Here is a 22364-nt window from a genome sequence, read left to right on the forward strand (position 1 = left end):
TCCATTCGGATCAGGGCTGTCAGTACACCAGCCGCAAGTTTCAGGAAGAACTGAAGCGTCGAGACATATTGCAAAGCATGAGTCATCGCGGGCAGTGTTGGGACAACGCTCCAACAGAGCGATTTTTCGGCACTCTGAAATCAGAATGGGTGCCTCGTAGTGGCTACAGAAAGATCGAGGAAGCAAAAACCGATATGGTGCGCTTCTTCATGTACTACAACCGCACCAGGCTCCACAGCTACAACAACTATCTGTCGCCAATAGCCATGGAGCAAAAGGCGGCATAAACACCGTAACCGGTGTCCGGGATTACTTGACCAGTTCAGCTTGCTCGCGATGAACGCAAGGACACCGCGTCAAATCAGACAGCACGCGTCATCGTTAACGACCATCGCGAGCAGGCTCGCTCCTACAATTACTGGATTTCTTCAGGCTTGACGATCACCCAGTTCTTGTCGGCAGTCACCGTCATCCCTTCCTTGGCCTGGGCCGCGGCATTCTTGGCCATCATGCCGTTAATCTGGGTCATGTACTTGTCCTTGCGGTTGACCCACAGGTGGATGCCACCCTTGGCCACGTCAACACTGTGGAACAGCATGTAACCGTCGCTGCTCGGGGTGTCGCCGCCCACCAGCACCGGTTTTTTCCACTCGTCGATGTAGGTCAGGATTGCCGCGTGCTTGCCGGCCATCCAGGTCGCCGGGGTCCACAGGTACGGGGTCAGTTCAAGGCCGAGGTTGGCCTTCTCGTCATATTTGCCTGCAGTAATCTGCTTGCGCGCGGTGGTCAGTTCGCCCGTCTTCGGGTCCTTGAGCAGCAACGACACGCCAATCACGTTCTGCGGCTTTACGTTGTAGCCATACTTCGGATCGGCCGCGACCATGCGCACCAGTTCTTCGGAGGCGGCGGTCATCACGTAGACCTCGATGCCGTTCTCCATCAGTTTGTTGTACAGCTCTTGCTGGCCCGTGAAGATTTTCGGCGGGTTGACGTCGAGCTTCTTGACCACGTCGCCTTCGTAATAAGTGGCCGGTACCGGTTTGCCCGACGCCATCATCTCGTCGACGTAGCCCTTGAGTTCCTTGAGCGTAAAGCCGGAGAACACCTGGGCGACCCATGGATAGCAAACCATGTCGTCGAGTTCACAGAGGCGGTAGTAGTAGCTGAACAGGCTTTCCTTGTGGTCGGCGGTGTCCTTGAACGGCATCAGTTTCAGGGAGGGATCGAGCTTGTCGCGGGTGATCAGGCCCTTGTTCTCCATGAACGGCAGCAACGACTCTTCGAGGTCATAGCGGTAACTGGTGTTGTCCATGTCGAACACCGCGTAGTTACCTTTGTTGGCGTTGGCGGCGATCATCGCGTCCAGCGCCTTGGCCTGGTCGGCTGGCCAGTGTTTCAGATCCGTTGCGAAAACCTGGCCGGCAAGGCCCAGGCAAAGTGCTGCAGCCAGTAATTTCGGTGCGAACTTCATTGGCGTTTCTCCCTGAATGTGAAAGAGATCGACGCTAACAAATAAGTGTGACAGTCCCCGCCTGTCAGCGACCGCCTGTGTCCCTTTCGCGCCAGTTGCATTTCTGACAGCGACACCCGCTTATTCCAAAAACGACGGATACCATACGTTTTTGATATTAATTCATTAGTTTTCAAGCTGTTAGGCTTGCCGGTTCGCAGCTGCCCCGGAAGGCAGCTGGCAAAAGTCTAATGGGAGTTCCAATGAATCTGCCGCTGATTCTCAATCTGCTGGTGTTCCTCGCCCTGCTCCTGGGCCTGGCGCAAACCCGCCACACCACTTGGAGCCTGGCGAAAAAAGTCCTGCTCGCACTGGTGCTGGGCGTGGCATTCGGTGTGGCCTTGCACACTGTTTACGGTGCCGGTAATCCGGTGCTGAAAGCCTCGATCGGCTGGTTCGATCTGGTGGGCAACGGTTATGTGCAATTGCTGCAAATGATCGTGATCCCCTTGGTGTTCGCCTCGATCCTCAGCGCCGTGGCCCGCCTGCACAACGCTTCGTCGCTGGGCAAGATCAGCTTCCTGACCATCGGCACGCTGCTGTTCACCACGGCCATCGCGGCGCTGATCGGCATCGGCCTGACCAACCTGTTCGGCCTGACCGCCGAAGGCCTGGTGGCCGGCACCCAGGAAATGGCGCGCCTGCAAACCATCCAGACCGATTACGCCGGCAAGGTCGCCGACCTGAATGTGCCGCAGCTGTTGCTGTCGTTCATTCCGCAAAACCCGTTCGCCGATCTGGCGCGGGCCAAGCCGACGTCGATCATCAGCGTGGTGATTTTCGCTGCATTCCTGGGTGTCGCTGCGCTGCAACTGCTCAAGGATGATGTCGAGAAAGGTCAGAAAGTGATCAACGCCATCGACACCCTGCAAGCCTGGGTGATGCGCCTGGTGCGCCTGGTGATGAAGCTGACCCCTTACGGCGTGCTGGCGCTGATGACCAAAGTGGTCGCCGGCTCCAACCTGCAAGACATCATCAAGCTCGGCAGTTTTGTCGTGGTGTCTTACATCGGCCTTGGCCTGATGTTTGTGGTGCATGGCGTGCTGGTGTCGGCCGCCGGGATCAATCCGCTGCGCTTCTTCCGCAAGATCTGGCCGGTGCTGACGTTTGCCTTCACCAGCCGCTCCAGCGCTGCGACGATTCCGTTGAGCATCGAAGCGCAGACCAGTCGTTTGGGCATCCCGCAGTCCATCGCCAGTTTCGCCGCTTCGTTCGGCGCGACCATCGGCCAGAATGGCTGTGCCGGTCTGTACCCGGCGATGTTGGCGGTGATGGTGGCGCCGACCGTGGGCATCAACCCGCTGGACCCGCTGTGGATCGCGACGCTGGTGGCGATTGTCACGCTGAGCTCGGCCGGTGTGGCCGGAGTGGGTGGCGGTGCGACGTTTGCGGCGCTGATCGTGCTGCCGGCGATGGGCTTGCCGGTGTCACTGGTGGCGTTGCTGATTTCGGTCGAGCCACTGATTGATATGGGGCGTACGGCGTTGAACGTCAGTGGTTCGATGACGGCTGGGGCGATTACCAGCCAGGTAATGCAGCAGACTGATAAAGAATTGCTGGATGCGGATGAGCATTCGGCGTTGGCTCAGGCTTAAGTACTTTAGCGACTGAGCGGGCCTCTTCGCGAGCAAGCCCGCTCCCACAGGGGATTTGTGTCGCTCACAGATCCAATGTGGGAGCGGGCTTGCTCGCGAAGCTTTTAGGCTTTTTCCCACACTTCGAAGCTGTACGCCGGCTTGTCGCCTTCGGCCGGGTTCGGCACATTCGAAACCAGCTTCCACTGGCCCAAATCAAACTCCGGAAACCACGCATCCCCTTCCGGGCTCAGCGCCACGCGAGTCAGGTACAACCGATCAGCCTGTGCCAAGCCTTGCGCATACAGCTGCGCGCCGCCAATCAGCATCAACTCATCAACGCCCTGCTCCTTCGCCCATGCTTCGGCGCGGACAACGGCGGCTTCCAGCGACGGATAAACCTCCGCGCCTTCCAGCAGCAGATCCGCCTGACGGCTGACCACGATGTTCAAGCGGCCCGGCAACGGGCGACCGAGGGAATCCCAGGTCTTGCGACCCATGATGATCGGCTTGCCGAGGGTGGTGGCCTTGAAATATTTGAAGTCCCCCGGCAAGTGCCAGGGCATGCTGTTGTCGACGCCGATCACACGGTTTTCACCGAGGGCTGCGATCAGGCTGAGGGGGAGTGATTTAGTCATGCCGGCGAGGATACCAGAGCCTCGCTTTCGCCGATAAGCGTCACAGCGGTTATGCTCACAGCTCAATTAAGCGACGGGATGCCGCGTGACTGAACTCAATACCCTCTGGCTGACAGAAACCATCCGACTGCGCGAAGAACACGCAGGCCCCTTGGAAGACCTTGAAGCCAACCGGCTGGCCCGCAGCGTCGGCGGTGATTTGCCGTCGCGCATTCAACGCCGGGCCCTGTGGCTGGCTGAACGCGATGGCCTGACCGCAGCCCTCCAACACTGGCTGCAGGGCGCACGACTGGCGCTGATCGTAATGGCGGTGCTGGCGGTGATCAGCGGCGCCGGCCTGGCCTTTGCTGCAATGGGCGATGGCCTGCACCCGGTGAATGTGTTCTGGGCCTTGGGCAGCCTGCTCGGGCTCAACCTGATCCTGCTGCTGAGTTGGGCCCTGGGCCTGGCGTTTGCCGGAGAACACGGCGCCAGCCTCGGGCGACTATGGCTGTGGCTAAGTGAAAAACTCGCCCGGGACGCCAAGGCCACGCAACTGGCCCCCGCCCTGCTCCTGTTGTTGCAACGGCAGAAGCTCAATCGCTGGGCCATCGGCGTAGTGGTCAACGGCCTGTGGTTGCTGGCGATGATCAGCGCCTTGGTCATTCTGCTGACACTGATGGCAACCCGGCGCTACGGCTTCGTCTGGGAAACCACCATCCTCAGTGCCGACACCTTTATTGCCGTAACCCAGGCGCTTGGCGCCCTGCCGGCCCTGCTCGGATTCAGCGTGCCCACCGAAGAGATGATCCGTGCCAGCGGCGACGCCGCACTGAGTATCGAAAGCGCCCGCCAGGCCTGGGCAGCATGGCTGGTTGGCGTTCTGCTGGTTTATGGGATTTTGCCGCGCCTGCTGCTCGCACTGTTTTGCCTGTGGCGCTGGAAATCCGGGCAAACGGCGCTCCGCCTGGATTTGAACCTGCCCGGCTACGCACAGCTTCGCGAACGCTTGATGCCCACCAGCGAGCGTCTCGGCATCAGCGATGCGGCGCCTGAGCAACTGCATCGCGTGGAAAGCGGCGTCAACGAACAACAAAGTGATGGTGCTCTATTGGTCGCCATCGAGCTGGACGACGACCGCCCGTGGCCACCGCAATTGCCGAAAAACGTGAGCAACGCTGGCATCCTCGACAGCCGCGAATCTCGACACAAACTCCTCGAACAATTGACCCGCTTTCCACCGGCACGCCTGGCCATTGCGTGCGATCCACGGCGCTCGCCGGATCGCGGCAGCCTGGCCCTGATTGCCGAACTGGCCCGCAGCGCCAGCGCCACCCGCGTGTGGTTGTTGCAGGCGCCCCCCGGTGAAGCACTGGACGCGGAACGCCTGGGCGATTGGCACGTGGCGCTGCAACAGCTTGAGCTGCCGTTTGCCGATTGTGCACCGATGAACTGGCTGGAGACGGGTCATGACTAATCCCCTGAAACTCGCCGTGGTCGGCCACACCAACGTCGGCAAAACCTCACTGCTGCGCACCCTGACCCGCGACGTCGGCTTCGGTGAAGTGTCCCATCGTCCCAGCACTACACGGCACGTCGAAGGCGCCCGTCTTTCGGTGGACGGCGAGCCGCTGCTCGATCTCTACGACACTCCCGGCCTGGAAGATGCCATCGCCCTGCTCGACTACCTCGAACGCCTGGAGCGGCCTGGCGAACGCCTCGACGGCCCGGCGCGGCTGGCGCGTTTCCTGGATGGCAGCGAAGCCCGGCAACGCTTCGAACAGGAGGCCAAAGTGCTGCGCCAGTTGCTGGCGTCGGACGCCGGGCTCTACGTGATCGACGCCCGAGAGCCGGTGCTCGCCAAGTATCGCGACGAGCTGGAAGTGCTGGCCGGTTGCGGCAAGCCCTTGCTGCCGGTGCTGAATTTCGTCAGCAGCGCCAACCACCGCGAACCGGCCTGGCGTGAAGCGCTGGCGCGGCTGGGCTTGCATGCCTTGGTGCGCTTCGACAGCGTCGCGCCGCCGGAGGATGGCGAGCGTCGACTCTATGAAAGTCTCGCCTTGTTACTGGAAACTGCCCGGCCGCAACTCGAACGCCTGATCGCCGATCAGCAAGCCCAGCGTCTGGCTCGCCAACAAAGCGCAGAGCGATTGATTGCCGAATTGTTGATCGATTGCGCGGCTTGCCGACGCAGTGTGGTCAGTGATGCCGAACAGGAACAACAGGCGATCAGCGAACTGCGCAAAGCCGTGCGCCAGCGTGAGCAGCGTTGCGTCGAGTCCCTGCTCAAGCTCTACGCCTTCCGACTACAGGATGCCGCGGCCAGTGATTTGCCGCTGCTCGACGGTCGTTGGGGCGACGATTTGTTCAACCCGGAAACCCTGAAACAACTGGGCGTTCGGGTCGGTGGTGGTATAGCAGCGGGTGCCGCTGCCGGGGCCGGGGTCGATTTGCTGGTGGGCGGCATCACGCTAGGCGCGGCGGCATTGGCCGGTGCGATTGCCGGCGGCGCGCTGCAAACCGCCCGCAGTTATGGCAGTCGCTTGCTCGGCAAGATCAAGGGCCAGCGCGAACTGACGGTGGATGACAACGTGTTGCGCCTGTTGGCGCTGCGCCAGCGGCAATTGCTGCAAGCGTTGAACGCCCGTGGGCATGCGGCGATGGACAGCATTCAGGTGGCCACGCCCCAGGACAAGAGCTGGCGCGAAGGCAAACTGCCCGAGGCCCTGAACAAGGCACGGGCACATCCGCAGTGGTCGTCGCTCAATCCTCATCCCAAACTGAATCAGGCGGAGCGGCAGGAGCAGGTTGAGGCCTTGGCGCAGCAGCTTTAGTGGCTTGATTGATGATGCATGGTGTCAGCGCTGGCCTCTTCGCGAGCAAGCCCGCTCCCACAGGGGATGTGCGTCGGTCACAAATCCAATGTGGGAGCGGGCTTGCTCGCGAAGGCAGCCACTCGGTGCCGAGACTTACGCAGCCAACAATCGCACCGCCTTGCCCTTCAACACCGCCAGATCAATCACCGGCACATGCATCTCTTTCGCCAGCTCATCCCACTGGCGCATGCGCAAGCTCACGGCACACAACGGGTCCTTCTCGAACGCCTCAGCCTCTTCAGCCGTCATCACCCCGCCCTGATATTCCAGGGTTCGGCGACTGGCTTCACTCAAGCGCTCGTAGTATCCCGCCTCCTTGAGCGTCAGGTAACGCTTGGCCTGCACGTGGTATTCGACCAGCCGAGCCATACGCTCGCTGAAGCCGGCACGGCGCAGATAATCCGCGCCTAGACGCTCATGGCTGACAACGCCGAAGCCGCCCATGTTCTCCGCGCTTTCGCCACAGATATGCCCGATGTCATGAAAGAACGCCGCCAGCACCACCTCATCGTCGTAGCCTTCGGCCATGGCCAGTTCCGCCGCCTGGGACATGTGCTCGATCTGCGAAACCGGTTCACCGATGTAATCGCTGTCGCCAAAACGCTCGTACAGACTGAATACTTCGGCGACGACTTATTCATTGCGCCCCATCAGATTTCCCCCAACACAGCTGCGATGTTTCGTTCAGCCATCGCCGGCCCGACGCTCATGCCGACACCGGTGTGCATCAACGCCACGCTCAGGCCTTTTGCCGGGCGCAGGAACGAAAACGGTCCCGGCCCCCGTGAACCATAGACCCCCTGCCAGCGTTCGACCACTTGCACCTTGCAGCCCAGGGTCTGCTCAGCCAGCTCGATCATCCAGTCGTCGACCTGCTCGGCATTGAAGGGTGACGGATCGCTGCCGTAATGGTGCGAATCACCAATGATCAATTCGCCATAGGGTGTCGGGCTGATCAGCAGGTGGATACCGTTTTCGTGCAGGTGCGGCGCGTATTGCAGGATTTCTGCCTGTACCGCCGCGGCCTCCGGCAAGTCGGCGAAGGCGCCGTAGTGCACGCAGCTCAAACCGGTGAGCAACGCGTGTTGCAGGTTGAGGTGGATTTGCGGTCGGGCGCGGAGCATTTGCAGGCGGCAAATTTGCGGCTCGAGCTCAGCGATCTGTTCGGCCAGTAACGTCTGATAATCGTGGCCGGAGCAGACAATGATCTGCTCGGCACTGAAGCTGCCGGCGGTGCTGTACAAGCGACCCGGTTCGATATCTCGGACCAGGGTGGAGAAGTGAAACTTGACCCCCAGGTCGCGGCGCAGGAAGTCGATCAGCGCCGGAATCGCTTCGCGGGAATACAGTTGCTGGTCGTCCATGCCATGCAACGCCGCGCGATGATGGCGGAACTGGCCGCCATACAAATCGCGCAATGCGGCACCGCGCAACAGGTCGACACGGTAACCGTGCTCCACCGCGCGGCCGTCGCAAAAGGCTTGCAGCAGCTGTTCTTCCGCCTCGGTGCGGGCGAACAGGTACGAGCCATTACGCTTGAGTTGCAGGCCGGCGAGCTGGGCCCAATCACCCCAGATTCCGCGACTGGCGCGGGCCAGTTCCAGCATAGGCCCCGGCGGCTGGCCGGTGACCAGTGCCTGGCCGAAGTTGCGCACCGAAGCGCCGAGGGGCGTTGCGCTGCGCTCGAAAACCGTGACCTTGAGACCGCGCTTGGCGGCGGCGTACGCGTGGGACAAACCCAGGATGCCGGCGCCGACGATCAGCATGTCGTTGTGTTGTGTCATGGGGTCTTGTCCTGAATTTGAAACCGCTTTCGCGAGCAAGCCCGCTCCCACATTGGAATGCGTACTCCTGTGGGAGCGAGCTTGCTCGCGATGAGGCCCTTTCAGCCGATAAAGATCTTACTTGGCCGCCACTTTCTCGGACTTGCCGTCATAGCGCTTGCGCCATTCGGTGAGGATCTCGTCGCGGTTCTTCGAGGCCCAGGCGAAGTCGTTCTTGATCAGGCGCTGTTCGTAGTCGGCCGGCAGTTCGGTCTGTGGCTTGGCGATGCCAGGCTGGGCGAGCACGGCGAAGTTTTCCTTGTAGAGCTCCATCGCCTCAGGGCTGGCGGAGAAGTCAGCCAGTTTCTTCGCGGCTTCCTCGTGGGCAGTGCCCTTGATCACGGCAGTCGCTTCGATCTCCCAACCCAGACCTTCCTTCGGCAGGATGATGTCCAGCGGTGCGCCCTGGCGTTTCAGTTGAACAGCCGGGTACTCGAAGGAAATACCGATCGGGAATTCACCAGCAGCCGCCAGTTTGCAAGGCTTGGAGCCGGAGTGAACGTACTGGCCGATGTTCTGGTGCAGGCCGTCCATGTAGGCCCAGCCCTGCTTCTCGCCGAAGGTCTGCAGCCAGGCGCTGACGTCGAGGAAACCGGTGCCGGACGAGGCCGGGTTTGGCATGACGATCTTGCCTTTGTACTCAGGCTTGGTCAGGTCCTGCCAGCTCACGGGCTTGGTCAGGCCCTGCTTCTCGGCTTCGACGGTGTTGAAGCAAATGGTCGCGGCCCACACGTCCATGCCGACCCAGGCTGGTGGGTTGGCGGCGTCGCGGTAGTTGGCGCCGATCTTGCCCAGGTCTTTCGGCGCGTAGCTTTGCAGCATGCCTTGCTGATCGAGAATCGCCAGGCTCGAAGCGGCCAGGCCCCACACGGCGTCAGCCTGCGGACGGGCTTTTTCGGCCAGCAGTTTGGCGGTGATGATGCCGGTGGAATCACGCACCCATTTGATTTCGACGTCCGGGTTGGCCTTTTCGAACGCTTGCTTGTAGGTCTTCAGTTGTTCGGCTTCGAGAGCGGTGTACACCGTCAACTCGGTTTTCGCCGCAAAGGCATTCAGGCTGAAAGCGGTGAGGACAGCAGCGGCCAGGGCCATAGGCTTGAACATGATCTTTTCCTGTTTTTGAGTTGAGGGGTTGTGCAGATTCAATGACCGGGTGTGGTCTGCCGCCAGGCCTGGGAGCGGCGCAGCAAACCGCGCGAGGCCCAGGCCAGCAGCAGGGACACGCCCGCCGAGGTAATCAGGATCAGAGTCGACATCGCCGCCGCACCGCCGACGTTGCCGGCGTCATCCATGTTCAGCACCGCCACTGCCGCGAGGATGGTGTCGGGGCTGTAGAGGAAGATCGCCGCCGAAACGGTGGTCATGGCCGAGACGAACAGGTAGCGCACGATGTCCAGTAGCGCCGGCAGGCAGATCGGCACGGTGACGCGCAGGTAGTGGCGGTACAGCGGCGCCTTGAGCGACAGCGCGGCGGCTTCAAACTCGGCATCGAGTTGACGCAGCGCGGTGGTGGCGGTCATTTGTGCGGTGGTCAAATAGTGAGCAATGGTGCAGACGATCAGCAGCGTCATGCTGCCGTAGAGCACGTGCAGCGGGTTGCCGGTGAGGTTGAAGAAGAAGACGTAACCCAACCCCAGCACCAGGCCCGGCACCGCCATCGGTACGAAACTGAGCATGCGCAGGGTCAGGTTCAGTCCGCGCTGACCCTTGGTTTTTTCCATCAGGTAGGCGCCGGTGAAGATCAGCAGGCTGCCGATCAACGCCGTGCCCAAGGCCATCTTCAGGCTGTTGCCGTAGGCCAGCCAGCCACCGCCGGCGGTTTCGTTGAACTGATAATGGTTGAGCGACAGCGACAGGTTGTACGGCCAGAACTTCACCAGGGACGAGAACACCGCCATGCCGAACACCGGCAGCAACGCGGCGCAGATCAGCAGGACGATGGCCAGGTAGCAGCTGTCGCGCAGCTTCGACGGCGCGGGTTTGAACACCTGGGCACGACCGCTCATGGAATCACCGTGACGCCGACGCAACCAGGCATCGACCCCGAAGCTGAACAGCGCCGGTAGCAGCAACACCATGCCGATCAACGCGCCACGACCGAACTGTTGCTGGCCGACCACCGCCTTGTAGGCCTCCAGCGCCAACACTTGATAGTCGCCACCGACAACCACTGGTACGCCGAAGTCAGTGATGGTCAGGGTGAACACCAGACAGAATGCGGCGAACACGGCCTGACGGGTCGCCGGCCAGGTGATGCTGCGGAAGGCTTTTGCAGGACTCGCGCCCATGCTGGAGGCGGCATCGAACAGGCGCGCATCGGCCAGGGACAGGGCCGACAGAAGAATCATCAAGGCGTGCGGGAAGGTGTAGATGACTTCGCCAAGCACAATGCCCCAGAAGCCGTAGATGTTGTCCGAGAGCAGGCCACGCAGCATGCCCTGGTTGCCGAACAGATAAACCAGCGCGATGCCGGGCAACATCGACGGCGCCATCAATGGCAGTAGGGAAATGCCACGCCATATGCCTTTGGCGGGAATCAAGGTTCGTTGCAGCGCGTAGGCAAACAGGTAGGCCAGCGGTACGACAATGGCCGCGACACTGAGGGAAACCTTCAGGCTGTTACCGAGCAACCAGTGGAAGTTCTCGCTGGTCACCAGCTCTTTCGCTGCGACCCAGCCACCGCCCTGCCCGGCCTCGGCGCTAAAACCGCGCCAGAAGATCGCCAGCAACGGCATCAATACGGCAACGCCCAACAACACCAGCATGAGGACTTTGCCGCCGACCACGAACAACCGGTCACCGATCTCGGCGCGGGTGGTCTGCCGAACCTGCTTGTGCGGCAGCGGCAGCGCGATGTTCGCGCTCATCAGGCAAACACCTGCAGGCTACGCGGCGGCAAGGCGACCATGATCTGCTGGGCACCAAGGCGCGGCATGGCTTCTGGCGCCAACTCCGCCAACAGCGGGTGCCCCGGCAACTGATCGAGCTCGAAGCTCATGCGGCAGCGATTGCCGAGGAAGGTGATTTCACGAACCTTGGCCGGGAACAGGTTTTCCTCGTGCACCAGTGGGTTGACGTTGATCGCTTCCGGCCGGCAGAACAAACGGCCCGACGCGGACTTGGCGCTGCCTTCGGCCAGACGCATGTTCATCCCGCCGACTTGGGCGTGGCTGTCGCTGTTGCGCTGGAAGGGTAGCCAGTTACCCTGGCCGACGAACTCCGCCACGAATGGCGTGGCCGGGCGGTTGTAGATTTCCTGCGGCGTGGCGTACTGCTCGACCTTGCCGTTGTTCATCACGGCGATACGGTCGGCCATCAGCATGGCCTCGTCCTGATTATGGGTGACCATCAGGGTAGTGATGCCGAGGTTGCGTTGCAGTTGGCGCAACTCGGTGCACAGATGCTCGCGCACCCGGGCATCGAGGGCCGACATCGGTTCGTCCAGCAGCAATAGCGAAGGTGCCGGGGCCAGGGCGCGAGCCAGTGCAACCCGCTGCTGCTGGCCGCCGGACAACTGGCCGGGATACTTTTTCTCGCTGCCGCCCAGGCCGACCAGTTCCAGCATCTGGCCGACTCGACGGCGCACTTCGTCACGACCGCTGCCGGCGAGGCCGTAGGCAATGTTCGCTTCGACGGTGAGATTGGGAAACAACGCGTAGGACTGGAACAGAATGCCGTAGTCCCGCGCCTGGGGCGCCAGGTGGGAAACGTTGCGATCGCCCAGGTACAACTCGCCGCTGTCCTGCTTCTCCAGACCGGCGATGCAGCGCAGCAAGGTGGTCTTGCCACAGCCCGACGGCCCCAGCAGACACACCAGCTCACCGGCCGCCACGTCGAGGGACACGTTATCCAGCGCCGTGAAGGCGCCAAAACGCTTCTGTACACCACGCACTTTCATCGGTGCGCCGGGGTTGGTCAGGGCAGTTGCGATCGAGTTGTTCATGGACGGACCTCATCGAGCAGATGGGGGCCATCCTAGAGTTGTAATGAGTCCGTCATGTGGCAGTAAGGCAAAAACTGCCGATAGTGGTATTCGGGATTTTTGGTTAAGCCTTCAAGCCCTGTGTTGTTTGATCTGGCGCCTTCGCGAGCAAGCCCGCTCCCACAGTTAATCGCGGTCCCCTGTGGGAGCGGGCTTGCCCGCGAAGAGGCCAGAACAAGCACTACAAATCTCAGGCCGGGGACATTTCCTGCGCCAACCCCAGAAACGCCGCCGGCAGCCGCGCGTTTTTGCGCTCCTTGAGGCAGTACAGGTATTCGGGAATCTGCGGCGCATTCTCGATGGTCAGCACCCGCAATTGCGGATCATGGGGCACTTCCTGACGGGCAATGATGCTGATGCCGATGTTGCGCAGCACTGCTTCGCGGATCGATTCGCGGCTGCCGATCTCCAGCAGTGGGCCGAAACACACCCCGGCACTGGCCAGCAACTCTTCGGTCAGGCGACGGGTGGTCGAGCCCGGTTCACGCATCAGCAGGGTATGCCCGGCCAAGGCACCGAGCGGTACGTGATCATGAACCGCCAGCGGATGATTGCGATGCACCGCCAGCACCAGCGGATCGCTGCCGAGCACCCGGCGAATCAACCGCGCATCCTCCAGTAACTGCGAAGAGGCGGCGACATCGACACGGTAATCCTCCAATGCTTCGAGCACTTGCTGGGAGTTGCCGATTTCCACCGACACCTCCACCTGCGGCAGGCGCTCGCGGAACGTTTTCACCAGGTCGAGGATGTAATACGGCGCCGTGGCGGCAATACGCAACGTGCCCTGGACCTGGCCGCAGTTACGCAGGAAAAACTCGATGTCGGCTTCCTGTTGCATCAGCACCTTGACCATAGGCAGCAGCCGCGCGCCCTCCTCACTGACGCTGAGACGCCGGCCGCCGCGATAGAACAGCTCGACCGAGTACTGACTTTCGAGGTTGCGGATCTGCGTCGTCACCGTCGGTTGGCTCAGGCCGAGCTTTTTGGCAGCCTGGGTAATGCTGCCCAGGCGGGCCACCATGTAAAACGCCTTCAGCTCGGCACTCAGCACAACCGTCCCTCATCCTTTACTTGCGCAGCAGGCGCAAACCGTTGAACACCACCAGCAAACTCACGCCCATATCGGCGAACACTGCCATCCACATGGTAGCGATCCCGGCAAAGGTTACTCCAAGAAAGATCGCCTTGATGACCAAAGCCAGGGCGATGTTCTGTTTGAGGATGCTCGAAGTCTGCCGGGACAGGCGAATGAATGCCGGGATTTTGCGCAGATCGTCGTCCATCAGGGCGACATCGGCGGTTTCGATCGCGGTATCGGTGCCCGCAGCGGCCATGGCGAAGCCGATTTCGGAACGCGCCAGTGCAGGCGCATCATTGATGCCGTCGCCAACCATGCCGACCCGATGCCCTTGAGCATAGAGAGTTTCGATAGCCTGCAGTTTGTCCCCCGGCAACAGGTCGCCCTTGGCCTCGTCGATACCGACTTGTGCTGCAATCGCCTGCGCGGTGTGGACGTTATCGCCCGTGAGCATCAGGGTTTTGATACCCAGGTCATGCAGTTGACGGATCGCTTCGCGGCTGGACTCTTTTACCGTGTCCGCCACGGCAAACAGCGCCAACGGGCCGGACGAATCAAGCAGCAGCACCACCGACTTGCCCTGCTTTTCCAGGGCAAACAGCTTTTCTTCCAGCGCTGGCGAACACAGGCCCAGATCCTCCACAAGACGATGGTTGCCCAGATGGTAGAGCTGGCCGCTGATCTCGCCGCGCACCCCGCGCCCGCCCAGCGCTTCGAAGTTATCCACAATCAGCGTCGCGGCCTGGTTATCCACAGCTGCCTTGGCGATGGCCAGCGAAACCGGGTGATCCGAGCGCCCGGCCAACGCGGCGGCAATGGCGGGCGCCGAGTCGTCGGCGGTCGGGTCCAGCGACAGGTAATCGGTCTGCACCGGTTTGCCGTGGGTGATGGTGCCGGTCTTGTCCAGGGCCAGGTAGTCGAGCTTGTAACCGCCCTCCAGATAAACGCCGCCCTTGACCAATATGCCTTTACGCGCCGCCGCCGCGAGGCCGCTGACGATGGTCACCGGCGTGGAGATCACCAGCGCACACGGGCAGGCCACCACCAGCAGCACCAGCGCCCGGTAGATCCAGTCGAACCACAACTCGCCCATGAACAATGGCGGGATCACCGCCACGGCCAGGGCCAGGACGAACACTGCCGGGGTGTAGATTTTCGAGAAACTGTCGACGAAACGCTGGGTCGGCGCACGCGCGCCCTGGGCCTGCTCGACGGCGTGGATGATGCGGGCCAGGGTCGAGTTATCCGCCGCGGCGGTCACCTCGTACTCCAGGGACCCGGCCTGATTGATGGTGCCGGCGAAGACTTTGTCGCCGACGGTTTTTTCCACCGGCAGGCTTTCACCGGTAATTGGCGCCTGATCGATGGTCGAGCGACCGGACAGCACTTCGCCGTCCAGGCCGATACGCTCGCCGGGGCGCACCCGCACCCGCGCGCCGAGCCCAATGTTTTTGACATCCTGCTCAAGCCAGACACCGTCAGCCTGCAACACCGTTGCCGTGTCCGGCGTCATCTGCATCAACCCGCTGATGGCATTGCGCGCTCGGTCAAGGGACCTGGCTTCGATCAACTCGGCCACGGTGAACAGGAACATCACCATCGCCGCTTCCGGCCACTGGCCGATCAGCACCGCGCCGGTCACGGCAATGCTCATCAGCGCGTTGATGTTCAGATTGCGGTTTTTAAGGGCGATCCAGCCTTTTTTGTAAGTACCGAGGCCACCACTGAGAATCGAGACCAGCGCGATAACCGCCACCACCCAGTTCGGCGCGAAACCGGTGAAGTGGATAACTTCTGCCAGCAATGCACCAACACCGGACAGTGCCAGGGGCCACCACGGCTTTTTCCGGGGCGCGGGCGCCGGGGTTTCATCACCCTGGTCCATCGGCTCGGCCTGCATACCCAAGGATTTGATGGCCTCGACGATCGGCTCGATACCGGGCAAATCGTGGGTTACGCCGAGCACCCGATTAATCAGATTGAACTCAAGCTGCTGCACGCCGGTCAGTTTGCTTAGCTTGTTCTGAATCAGCGTCTGTTCAGTTGGACAGTCCATTGCCTCGATGCGGAAACTGCTCAGTCGGGCTCCGGGCGTCGGCGATTCGCTCAGTTTTACCAGCGCAGGCGCTGCCGCTTTAGATGAGCAGCAGGCGTCGCCGTGACCGCCGTGGCCATGTTTTTGCACGGGCTTGAGCTTGTGGCTGTGCTCGTGCTCAGCCCCGGGTTTGTGGGAGTGCAGGGAATCGCTCATTGGTTGCGTCCATAAGAGTGCCTGTTGCCAAGTAAAGACCCTGTAGCCACTATAGGGTCAAGCACCCTTTCTGGAGTTTTGGAGATTGGCGTCATGAAAATTGGAGAGTTGGCGAAACTCACGGACTGCGCCGTGGAAACGATCCGCTACTACGAGCGCGAGAACCTTCTGCCGGAACCGGCCCGCAGTGACGGCAATTATCGCGTCTATACCCAGGCCCACGCCGAGCGCCTGACCTTCATCCGCAACTGTCGCACCCTCGACATGACGCTCGAAGAAATCCGCAGCCTGCTGGCGTTTCGCGACAGTCCGCAGGATCAGTGCGAAAGCGTCAACGCGCTGATTGACGAACACATCCACCATGTAAAGGCGCGGATCGACGGCTTGCTGGCCTTGCAGACGCAACTGCTCGACCTGCGCCAACGCTGCGGCGAAGGGCCAAGTATCGATCAATGCGGGATTTTGCAGCGGCTGGAAGTGAGCGGCGGGGTGGTGGCGACGGAGGTGGAGCATTCCCATGTGGGCCGCAGTCACGGCCACTAGAAACAACACAAAACCCTGTGGGAGCGAGCTTGCTCGCGATGGCGTCTGTTCAGCCAACATGGATGTCGACTGATACACCGCTATCGCGAGCAAGCTCGCTCCCACAGGGTCGGTGGTGTTTTTTCAGACCGCCATCGGCGCGGTCATCGGCGCGTGGTGTTCGTAGCCTTCCAGCGAAAAATCGCCCGGTTCCACCAGTTCCAGCCATTCCGGCTGGTAAACACCCGTCTTGGCAAACTCAGGCACACGGTCGGAAATCACCAGTTTCGGCATCGGGAAGGGCTCGCGCTTGAGCTGTTCGTTGAGCATGTCCAGGTGGTTTTCGTAGACGTGGGCATCACCGATGAAATAGGTGAACCAACGCGGCGTGTAGCCCGTCAGACGACCGATCAGGCTCAGCAGCGCAGCGCCTTCGGTGAGGTTGAACGGCGTGCCCAGGCCCAGGTCGTTGGAGCGGATGTAGAGGGTCAGGGAAATCTCCCTGGTCTCGACATTCGGGTGGAACTGATACAGCAAGTGGCACGGCGGCAAGGCCATTTCATCGAGCTGGGCGCAGTTCCAGCCGTGGAACAGGATGCGACGGCTGCCCGGGTCCTTGATGATGGTGTCGACGCACTGGCGAACCTGGTCGATGGCCTTGTACAGCACCACGTAGGCCTGACCGTCTTCCTCGTCTTCGGCAATCTGGCGATAACCCTGGCTCAGGGTCTGCTCGATGGCAGCCGGGTTGCTGAGCGGAATCTGCTTGTACGCCGGCCATTTGCGCCATTGCACGCCGTAGATTTCGCCGAGGTCGTCTTCGCCCTGACGGAACGGGTTGGCCAGCCACTGGGCGTTTTCGTTGGCGTTCTGGTCCCAGACCTTGCAGCCCAGGGCGCGGAATTCGGCAGCGTTATTTACGCCACGCAAGAATCCGCACATTTCGCCGATAGCCGATTTGAAGGCCATTTTGCGCGTGGTGATCGCCGGGAAACCTTCCTGCAGGTCATAACGCAGCATCGCACCAGGAAAACTGATGGTGTTCACGCCGGTACGGTTGGCCTGTTTGGTGCCGTTCTTGATGACGTGGGCGACCAGTTCGAGATATTGCTTCATGAATTACCTGTGTCCTTGAACCCGCAACCATCGCTGCGGGGTTCGAATTTTATACGGCTGCCGCTGGAGTCGCCGGGGCGCGGTGATACGCCAGCCAGATCAGGAACAGCCCGCCGACGATCATCGGTACGCACAGCACCTGGCCCATGGTCAGCCAGTTCCAGGCCAGATAGCCCAACTGGGCGTCCGGTACGCGGACGAACTCGACGATGAAACGGAAGATGCCATAGAACAGCGCGAACATCCCCGATACCGCCATAGTCGGCCGTGGCTTGCGCGAGAACAGCCACAGGATCAGGAACAGTGCCACGCCTTCGAGGGCGAACTGGTACAGCTGCGACGGATGACGCGCCAGTTGCGCCGGATCGGTCGGAAAGACCATCGCCCACGGCACGTCGGTTGCCTTGCCCCACAACTCGGCGTTGATGAAGTTGCCGATGCGCCCGGCGCCCAGGCCAATCGGCACCATCGGCGCAACGAAATCCATCAGCTGGAAGAACGACTTGTTGTTCTTCTTGCCGAACCACAATGCCGCCAACATCACGCCGATGAAACCGCCGTGGAACGACATACCGCCCTTCCACACTTCGAAGATCAGCGTCGGGTTGGCCAGATAGGCGCCCAGATCGTAGAACAGCACATAACCCAAGCGCCCGCCGACAATCACCCCCATCGACATCCAGAACACCATGTCGGAGAGTTTTTCCTTGGTCCAGGTCGGGTCGAAGCGGTTCAACCGACGGGAGGCCAGCAGCCAGGCGCCGCCGATGCCGATCAGGTACATCAGACCGTACCAGTGGATTTTCAGCGGACCGATGGCCAGGGCCACCGGGTCGATCTGCGGGTAAGGCAGCATTGCGACTCCTCGTTAGAGTTCAAATCTTAAAAATTCCCGGGCGACGCTGCCACCTCAGGATTAAGCCAGGATTGCGCTGCCCGTCAGAGCAGATGCTTCAGACTAGAAAGTTCAGGCCAACGCAGAACAGCAAAGCGGCAAACAGCCGTTTCAGCAACCTCGGCGACAACCTGTGGGCCAATCGCGCGCCCAAGCGGGCGAACACCATGCTGGTCAGGGCAACGCCCAGCAACGCCGGCAAATAAATGAAACCGAGACTATGGGCCGGGAGCAACGGATCGTGCCAGCCCAGAATCATGAAACTTAATGCACTGGCCAGGGCAATCGGCAGACCGCAGGCCGATGAAGTGGCCACGGCTTGCTGCATCGGCACACTGCGCCAGGTCAGGAACGGCACGGTCAACGAACCGCCGCCAATGCCGAAAATCGCCGAAGCCCAGCCAATCACGCTGCCGGCCACGGTCAGACCGAGTTTGCCCGGCACGGTTCGGCTGGCCTTGGGTTTGACCTCAAGCGCCAGCTGAGCGGCGATCACCAGGGCGAAAACACCAATGAGCTTCTGCAGGTTGGGGCCGGAAATCGCTTCGGCCGTCAGCGCGCCAAACCCGGCACCGACCAGAATGCCGACGGTCATCCACATGAAGATCGGCCAACGCACGGCGCCACGGCGATGATGCTCGCGTACCGCGTTGACCGAGGTAAAGATGATCGTCGCCAGGGAGGTACCCACCGCCAGGTGCGTGAGGATCGACGGATCGAACCCTTGGGCCTTGAAGCTGAACACCAGCACCGGGACGATGATGATCCCGCCGCCCACGCCAAACAGCCCGGCGAGTACACCTGCACAGGCGCCGAGCGCCAGATAGAGCAGAAATTCCATGTCGTCCCGCCCGCATCCCCAAAACCGGAGCGGCATGGTAACGGATGCATGGCCTCAAGCTCCACTGCGCAAGGCGATGGATCGATGAGCGATGTCTGCGTAGAGTGAGCAAAAAACACACAAGGACAGCCTGATGTGCCTGATTGTTTTTGCCTGGCGACCGGGTCATGCCCAGCCGCTGGTCGTGGCGGCCAATCGCGATGAATTCTACGCACGCCCCAGCCTGCCCCTGGCGCCATGGCCCGAAGCGCCGCATGTGCATGCCGGGCGCGACCTCGAGGCCGGTGGCACCTGGCTCGGTGTCGGTGCCAACGGACGATTTGCGGCGCTGACCAACATCCGCGATCCCATTCGACCGCCGGGACGCAAGTCTCGTGGGGAGCTGGTCGCGCGATTCCTCGAGGGCGATTGCTCGATTGATGACTATTTGGCCGACGTTGTCAGACATTCGCCTGAATATGGCGGTTTCAATCTACTGGTTGGCAACAGGAACGAGCTCTGGCACTTCAACGCCCGGGAGACGGAAGCCGTGATGCTGCAACCGGGAGTCTACGGCGTGTCGAACGCCGGGCTGGATACGCCGTGGCCGAAGCTGCTCAAGGCCAAGGCTGCATTGAGCGAGGTGCTGGATGATCCGCAGCCTCAGGCGCTGCTGGCGTTATTGAGCGATGCGCAGACTGCGCCGTTTGCCGAGTTGCCGGATACCGGAGTGGGGCTGGTCACCGAAACGTTGTTGTCGAGCGTGTTCATTGCCAGCCAGAGTTATGGAACGCGGGCGAGTACCGCGTTGATTGTGCAGGCGGATGGGGCGCTGCATATGGTCGAAAGGAGTTTCGGGCCGTATGGCGGGCATCTTGGGGAAGTGGAGATCAGGCTCTAGTCTTGTGTTGCCAGCACAGGCCTCATCGCGAGCAAGCTCGCTCCCACAGGGGATTTGCGTCGTACACAGATCCAGTGTGGGAGCGAGCTTGCTCGCGATGGGGCCATCAGCGTTTTAGAGGGGCTTGATTGCTGCCGGATTGATCATCCGCGCCAACCCGAGGTTCTTCAGCGCCAGCTGCAACGAGCTGTGAATCACTTGCGGGTTATCGATGGTCATGAGCTCAGCCAGCAATTCCCTGGCCTTGCTCAGGTTGATCTGGCGCAGCATCCACTTCACTTTCGGCAAGTTGGTGGCGTTCATCGACAGGCTGTCGAACCCCATCGCCATCAACAGCACCGCCGCCGCCGGATCACCGGCCATTTCACCGCAGATGCTCACTGGCTTGCCTTCGGCATGGGCATCACGCACCACGTTCTGCAGCGCCTGAAGCACCGCCGGGTGCAGGTAATCGTAAAGGTCGGCCACTCGCGGGTTGTTGCGGTCCACGGCCAGCAGGTACTGGGTCAGGTCGTTGGAACCGACCGACAGGAAATCCACTTGCCGCGCCAGTTCTTTGGTCTGGTACACCGCTGCCGGAATCTCGATCATCACGCCAATCGGCGGCATCGGCACGTCGCAGCCTTCGTCGCGTACTTCGCCCCAGGCGCGGTGGATCAGGTGCAGCGCTTCTTCCAGTTCATGGGTGCCGGAGATCATCGGCAGCAGAATCCGCAAGTTGTTCAGGCCTTCGCTGGCCTTGAGCATGGCACGGGTCTGCACCAGGAAGATTTCCGGGTGGTCGAGGGTGACGCGAATGCCGCGCCAGCCGAGGAACGGGTTATCTTCCTTGATCGGGAAGTACGACAGTGACTTGTCGCCGCCGATGTCCAGGGTACGCATGGTGACGGGTTGCGGGTGGAACGCAGACAGTTGCTCGCGGTAGATCGCCAGTTGTTCCTTTTCGCTCGGGAAACGCTGGTTGATCATGAACGGCACTTCGGTGCGGTACAGGCCCACGCCTTCGGCACCACGCTTCTGCGCACGCGCCACATCCGCCAGCAGGCCGGTGTTGACCCACAGCGGCATGCGGTGACCATCGACCGTCACGCACGGCAGATCGCGCAGCGCATCCAGCCCCAGGGCCAGTTGTTTCTCTTCCTCGACCACCTCGGCGAACTGCTTGCGCAGCACTTCACTCGGGTTGGTGTAGACCTCGCCGTGGTAGCCGTCGACGATCATCTGGATGCCGTCGACCTTGGAGTACGGCAGGTCGACCAGGCCCATCACGGTCGGGATGCCCATGGCGCGGGCCAGGATCGCGACGTGGGAGTTACCGGAACCGAGTACCGACACCAGGCCGGCCAGCTTGCCTTCCGGCACCTCGCCGAGCATCGCCGGCGTCAGTTCTTCGCTGACCAGAATGGTGTTGTCGGGGTAGACCAGGGTTTGCTGGCGCTCTTCCTGCAAATAAGCCAGCAAGCGACGGCCGAGATCCTTGACGTCGGATGCACGCTCGCGCAGGTAAGCGTCGTCCATCAATTCGAAACGGTTGACGTGATCGGTGACCACCTGGCGCAACGCGCCCTGGGCCCACTGGCCGGTCTTGATCACGGTGGTCACTTCGCTGCCCAGCGCAGCATCGTCGAGCATCATCAGGTAGACGTCGAACAAGGCCCGCTCTTCCGGGCGCAACTGCGTGGCAAGCTTGGCGGACAAGGTACGCATGTCGGCGCGCACGCCCTCGATGGCGGTCTTGAACAGCCCCAGTTCAGCGTCGATGTCGGTGATGGTCTTGTCCGGCACCACGTCCAGGTCAGCGGGCGGCAGCATGACCACCGCAGTACCGACCGCGGCACCCGGTGAGCCCGGCACGCCGACGAACTTGGCTTCCTGGATGCCCTTGCCCTGACGACCCAGGCCACGGATGGAGCCTGTGGCCTCGGCATGGGCGATAACGCCGGCCAACTGCGCGCTCATCGTCACGAGGAAGGCTTCTTCCCCTTCATCGAACTGGCGACGCTCTTTTTGCTGGATGACCAACACGCCGACGACGCGACGGTGGTGGATGATCGGCGCCCCGAGGAACGAAGCGAAACGCTCTTCACCGGTTTCGGCGAAGTAGCGATAGCGCGGGTGGTCCGCGGCGTTTTCGAGGTTCAGGGGTTCTTCACGCGTGCCGACCAGACCCACCAGACCTTCGTTGGGGGCCATGCTGACCTTGCCGATCGAGCGCTTGTTCAAGCCCTCGGTGGCCATCAGTACGAACCGGTTGGTCTCCGGATCAAGCAGGTAGACCGAGCAGACCTGGCTGCCCATGGCCTCTTTGACGCGCAACACAATAATCCCCAACGCCGCCTTGAGATCCTTGGCGGAGTTAACTTCCTGGACGATCTTGCGCAGCGTATTGAGCATGG

18 protein-coding genes and 1 pseudogene are annotated in these 22364 nt (G+C 61.5%); 6 read left to right on the forward strand and 13 right to left on the reverse strand.

Annotation, left to right across the window (positions count from 1 at the left end; genetic code table 11):
- On the forward strand, positions 1–287 hold a 287-nt coding region (locus KGB29_RS20720; RefSeq protein ID WP_223507699.1), incomplete at its 5' end, for an integrase core domain-containing protein.
- Positions 288–415: 128 nt separating this feature from the next.
- On the opposite strand, the gene KGB29_RS20725 is transcribed toward KGB29_RS20720, so the two are convergent.
- Complete coding sequence (locus tag KGB29_RS20725) at positions 416–1471, reverse strand: haloacid dehalogenase-like hydrolase (protein ID WP_150815317.1); 1056 nt, start codon at positions 1469–1471, stop codon at positions 416–418.
- A gap of 242 nt (positions 1472–1713) precedes the next feature.
- On the opposite strand from KGB29_RS20725, the gene KGB29_RS20730 reads away from it, so the two are divergent.
- Complete coding sequence (locus KGB29_RS20730; protein WP_150815316.1) at positions 1714–3105, forward strand: L-cystine transporter; 1392 nt, start codon at positions 1714–1716, stop codon at positions 3103–3105.
- 104 nt (positions 3106–3209) lie between these two features.
- Here the strand turns inward: KGB29_RS20730 and KGB29_RS20735 are convergent, their stop codons facing one another.
- On the reverse strand, positions 3210–3722 hold the full coding sequence (locus KGB29_RS20735; protein WP_150815315.1) for a dihydrofolate reductase: 513 nt from the start codon (positions 3720–3722) through the stop codon (positions 3210–3212).
- An 85-nt stretch (positions 3723–3807) separates the two neighbouring features.
- Here KGB29_RS20735 and KGB29_RS20740 point away from each other — a divergent pair, with 85 nt between their 5' ends.
- The gene (locus tag KGB29_RS20740; RefSeq protein ID WP_150815314.1) at positions 3808–5178 is read left to right on the forward strand and encodes a DUF2868 domain-containing protein; all 1371 of its coding nucleotides are present in this window, start codon (positions 3808–3810) and stop codon (positions 5176–5178) included.
- Complete coding sequence (locus tag KGB29_RS20745; protein WP_150815313.1) at positions 5171–6535, forward strand: GTPase/DUF3482 domain-containing protein; 1365 nt, start codon at positions 5171–5173, stop codon at positions 6533–6535. Before KGB29_RS20740 ends, KGB29_RS20745 begins: the two co-directional genes overlap by 8 nt.
- 135 nt (positions 6536–6670) lie before the next feature.
- Here KGB29_RS20745 and KGB29_RS20750 read toward each other — a convergent pair.
- The 7 genes and pseudogenes from KGB29_RS20750 to KGB29_RS20780 all read right to left on the reverse strand — a co-directional run bounded on the left by KGB29_RS20750 (position 6671) and on the right by KGB29_RS20780 (position 15714).
- Positions 6671–7228: pseudogene (locus KGB29_RS20750) on the reverse strand (phosphonate degradation HD-domain oxygenase).
- Complete coding sequence (locus KGB29_RS20755; RefSeq protein WP_150815312.1) at positions 7228–8361, reverse strand: TIGR03364 family FAD-dependent oxidoreductase; 1134 nt, start codon at positions 8359–8361, stop codon at positions 7228–7230. The pseudogene KGB29_RS20750 and the gene KGB29_RS20755 overlap by 1 nt, the downstream one beginning before the upstream one ends.
- Before the next feature lie 117 nt (positions 8362–8478).
- Positions 8479–9504 (reverse strand): putative 2-aminoethylphosphonate ABC transporter substrate-binding protein, encoded by a 1026-nt coding sequence (locus tag KGB29_RS20760; protein ID WP_057712880.1) that lies wholly within the window; start codon positions 9502–9504, stop codon positions 8479–8481.
- Between the two features lie 38 nt (positions 9505–9542).
- On the reverse strand, positions 9543–11267 hold the full coding sequence (locus KGB29_RS20765) for a putative 2-aminoethylphosphonate ABC transporter permease subunit (protein ID WP_150815311.1): 1725 nt from the start codon (positions 11265–11267) through the stop codon (positions 9543–9545).
- The gene (locus KGB29_RS20770) at positions 11267–12343 is read right to left on the reverse strand and encodes a putative 2-aminoethylphosphonate ABC transporter ATP-binding protein (protein WP_150815310.1); all 1077 of its coding nucleotides are present in this window, start codon (positions 12341–12343) and stop codon (positions 11267–11269) included. The genes KGB29_RS20765 and KGB29_RS20770 overlap by 1 nt, the downstream gene beginning before the upstream one ends.
- 229 nt (positions 12344–12572) lie before the next feature.
- The gene (locus KGB29_RS20775; RefSeq protein ID WP_150815359.1) at positions 12573–13436 is read right to left on the reverse strand and encodes a LysR family transcriptional regulator; all 864 of its coding nucleotides are present in this window, start codon (positions 13434–13436) and stop codon (positions 12573–12575) included.
- Between the two features lie 16 nt (positions 13437–13452).
- A complete protein-coding gene (locus KGB29_RS20780) occupies positions 13453–15714 on the reverse strand; it encodes a heavy metal translocating P-type ATPase (RefSeq protein ID WP_150815360.1) in 2262 nt (753 codons plus the stop codon).
- A 93-nt stretch (positions 15715–15807) separates the two neighbouring features.
- Here KGB29_RS20780 and cadR point away from each other — a divergent pair, with 93 nt between their 5' ends.
- Positions 15808–16257 (forward strand): Cd(II)/Pb(II)-responsive transcriptional regulator, encoded by a 450-nt coding sequence (cadR, locus tag KGB29_RS20785; RefSeq protein ID WP_057712875.1) that lies wholly within the window; start codon positions 15808–15810, stop codon positions 16255–16257.
- A gap of 123 nt (positions 16258–16380) precedes the next feature.
- On the opposite strand, the gene KGB29_RS20790 is transcribed toward cadR, so the two are convergent.
- The 3 genes from KGB29_RS20790 to KGB29_RS20800 form a co-directional block, all read right to left on the reverse strand.
- Complete coding sequence (locus KGB29_RS20790; RefSeq protein WP_150815361.1) at positions 16381–17352, reverse strand: thymidylate synthase; 972 nt, start codon at positions 17350–17352, stop codon at positions 16381–16383.
- Between the two features lie 49 nt (positions 17353–17401).
- On the reverse strand, positions 17402–18208 hold the full coding sequence (gene lgt, locus KGB29_RS20795; protein WP_057712873.1) for a prolipoprotein diacylglyceryl transferase: 807 nt from the start codon (positions 18206–18208) through the stop codon (positions 17402–17404).
- Between the two features lie 97 nt (positions 18209–18305).
- A complete protein-coding gene (locus KGB29_RS20800; protein ID WP_057712872.1) occupies positions 18306–19088 on the reverse strand; it encodes a sulfite exporter TauE/SafE family protein in 783 nt (260 codons plus the stop codon).
- 133 nt (positions 19089–19221) lie between these two features.
- Between KGB29_RS20800 and KGB29_RS20805 the strand changes: the two genes are divergently transcribed.
- Positions 19222–19968, forward strand: a complete 747-nt coding sequence (locus tag KGB29_RS20805) for an NRDE family protein (RefSeq protein WP_150813769.1) — start codon at positions 19222–19224, stop codon at positions 19966–19968.
- Positions 19969–20082: 114 nt separating this feature from the next.
- Here the strand turns inward: KGB29_RS20805 and ptsP are convergent, their stop codons facing one another.
- Entirely contained in the window at positions 20083–22362 is a 2280-nt protein-coding gene (ptsP, locus tag KGB29_RS20810; RefSeq protein WP_057712870.1) for a phosphoenolpyruvate--protein phosphotransferase, read from the reverse strand.
- Between the last annotated feature and the right edge of the window lie 2 nt (positions 22363–22364).

This window comes from Pseudomonas sp. BF-B-30 (assembly GCF_019956305.1).
In the GTDB taxonomy this organism is placed as follows: Bacteria; Pseudomonadota; Gammaproteobacteria; order Pseudomonadales; family Pseudomonadaceae; genus Aquipseudomonas; species Aquipseudomonas jessenii.

What these genes read in the sequence shown, in the direction of transcription:
- KGB29_RS20725 (WP_150815317.1), bottom strand. Translation starts at nt 1,471, where the DNA reads ATGAAGTTCGCACCGAAATTACTGGCTGCAGCACTTTGCCTGGGCCTT.
- KGB29_RS20730 (WP_150815316.1), top strand. Translation starts at nt 1,714, where the DNA reads ATGAATCTGCCGCTGATTCTCAATCTGCTGGTGTTCCTCGCCCTGCTC.
- KGB29_RS20735 (WP_150815315.1), bottom strand. Translation starts at nt 3,722, where the DNA reads ATGACTAAATCACTCCCCCTCAGCCTGATCGCAGCCCTCGGTGAAAAC.
- KGB29_RS20745 (WP_150815313.1), top strand. Translation starts at nt 5,171, where the DNA reads ATGACTAATCCCCTGAAACTCGCCGTGGTCGGCCACACCAACGTCGGC.
- KGB29_RS20755 (WP_150815312.1), bottom strand. Translation starts at nt 8,361, where the DNA reads ATGACACAACACAACGACATGCTGATCGTCGGCGCCGGCATCCTGGGT.
- KGB29_RS20760 (WP_057712880.1), bottom strand. Translation starts at nt 9,504, where the DNA reads ATGTTCAAGCCTATGGCCCTGGCCGCTGCTGTCCTCACCGCTTTCAGC.
- KGB29_RS20765 (WP_150815311.1), bottom strand. Translation starts at nt 11,267, where the DNA reads ATGAGCGCGAACATCGCGCTGCCGCTGCCGCACAAGCAGGTTCGGCAG.
- KGB29_RS20770 (WP_150815310.1), bottom strand. Translation starts at nt 12,343, where the DNA reads ATGAACAACTCGATCGCAACTGCCCTGACCAACCCCGGCGCACCGATG.
- KGB29_RS20780 (WP_150815360.1), bottom strand. Translation starts at nt 15,714, where the DNA reads ATGAGCGATTCCCTGCACTCCCACAAACCCGGGGCTGAGCACGAGCAC.
- cadR (WP_057712875.1), top strand. Translation starts at nt 15,808, where the DNA reads ATGAAAATTGGAGAGTTGGCGAAACTCACGGACTGCGCCGTGGAAACG.
- KGB29_RS20790 (WP_150815361.1), bottom strand. Translation starts at nt 17,352, where the DNA reads ATGAAGCAATATCTCGAACTGGTCGCCCACGTCATCAAGAACGGCACC.
- lgt (WP_057712873.1), bottom strand. Translation starts at nt 18,208, where the DNA reads ATGCTGCCTTACCCGCAGATCGACCCGGTGGCCCTGGCCATCGGTCCG.
- KGB29_RS20800 (WP_057712872.1), bottom strand. Translation starts at nt 19,088, where the DNA reads ATGGAATTTCTGCTCTATCTGGCGCTCGGCGCCTGTGCAGGTGTACTC.
- KGB29_RS20805 (WP_150813769.1), top strand. Translation starts at nt 19,222, where the DNA reads ATGTGCCTGATTGTTTTTGCCTGGCGACCGGGTCATGCCCAGCCGCTG.
- ptsP (WP_057712870.1), bottom strand. Translation starts at nt 22,362, where the DNA reads ATGCTCAATACGCTGCGCAAGATCGTCCAGGAAGTTAACTCCGCCAAG.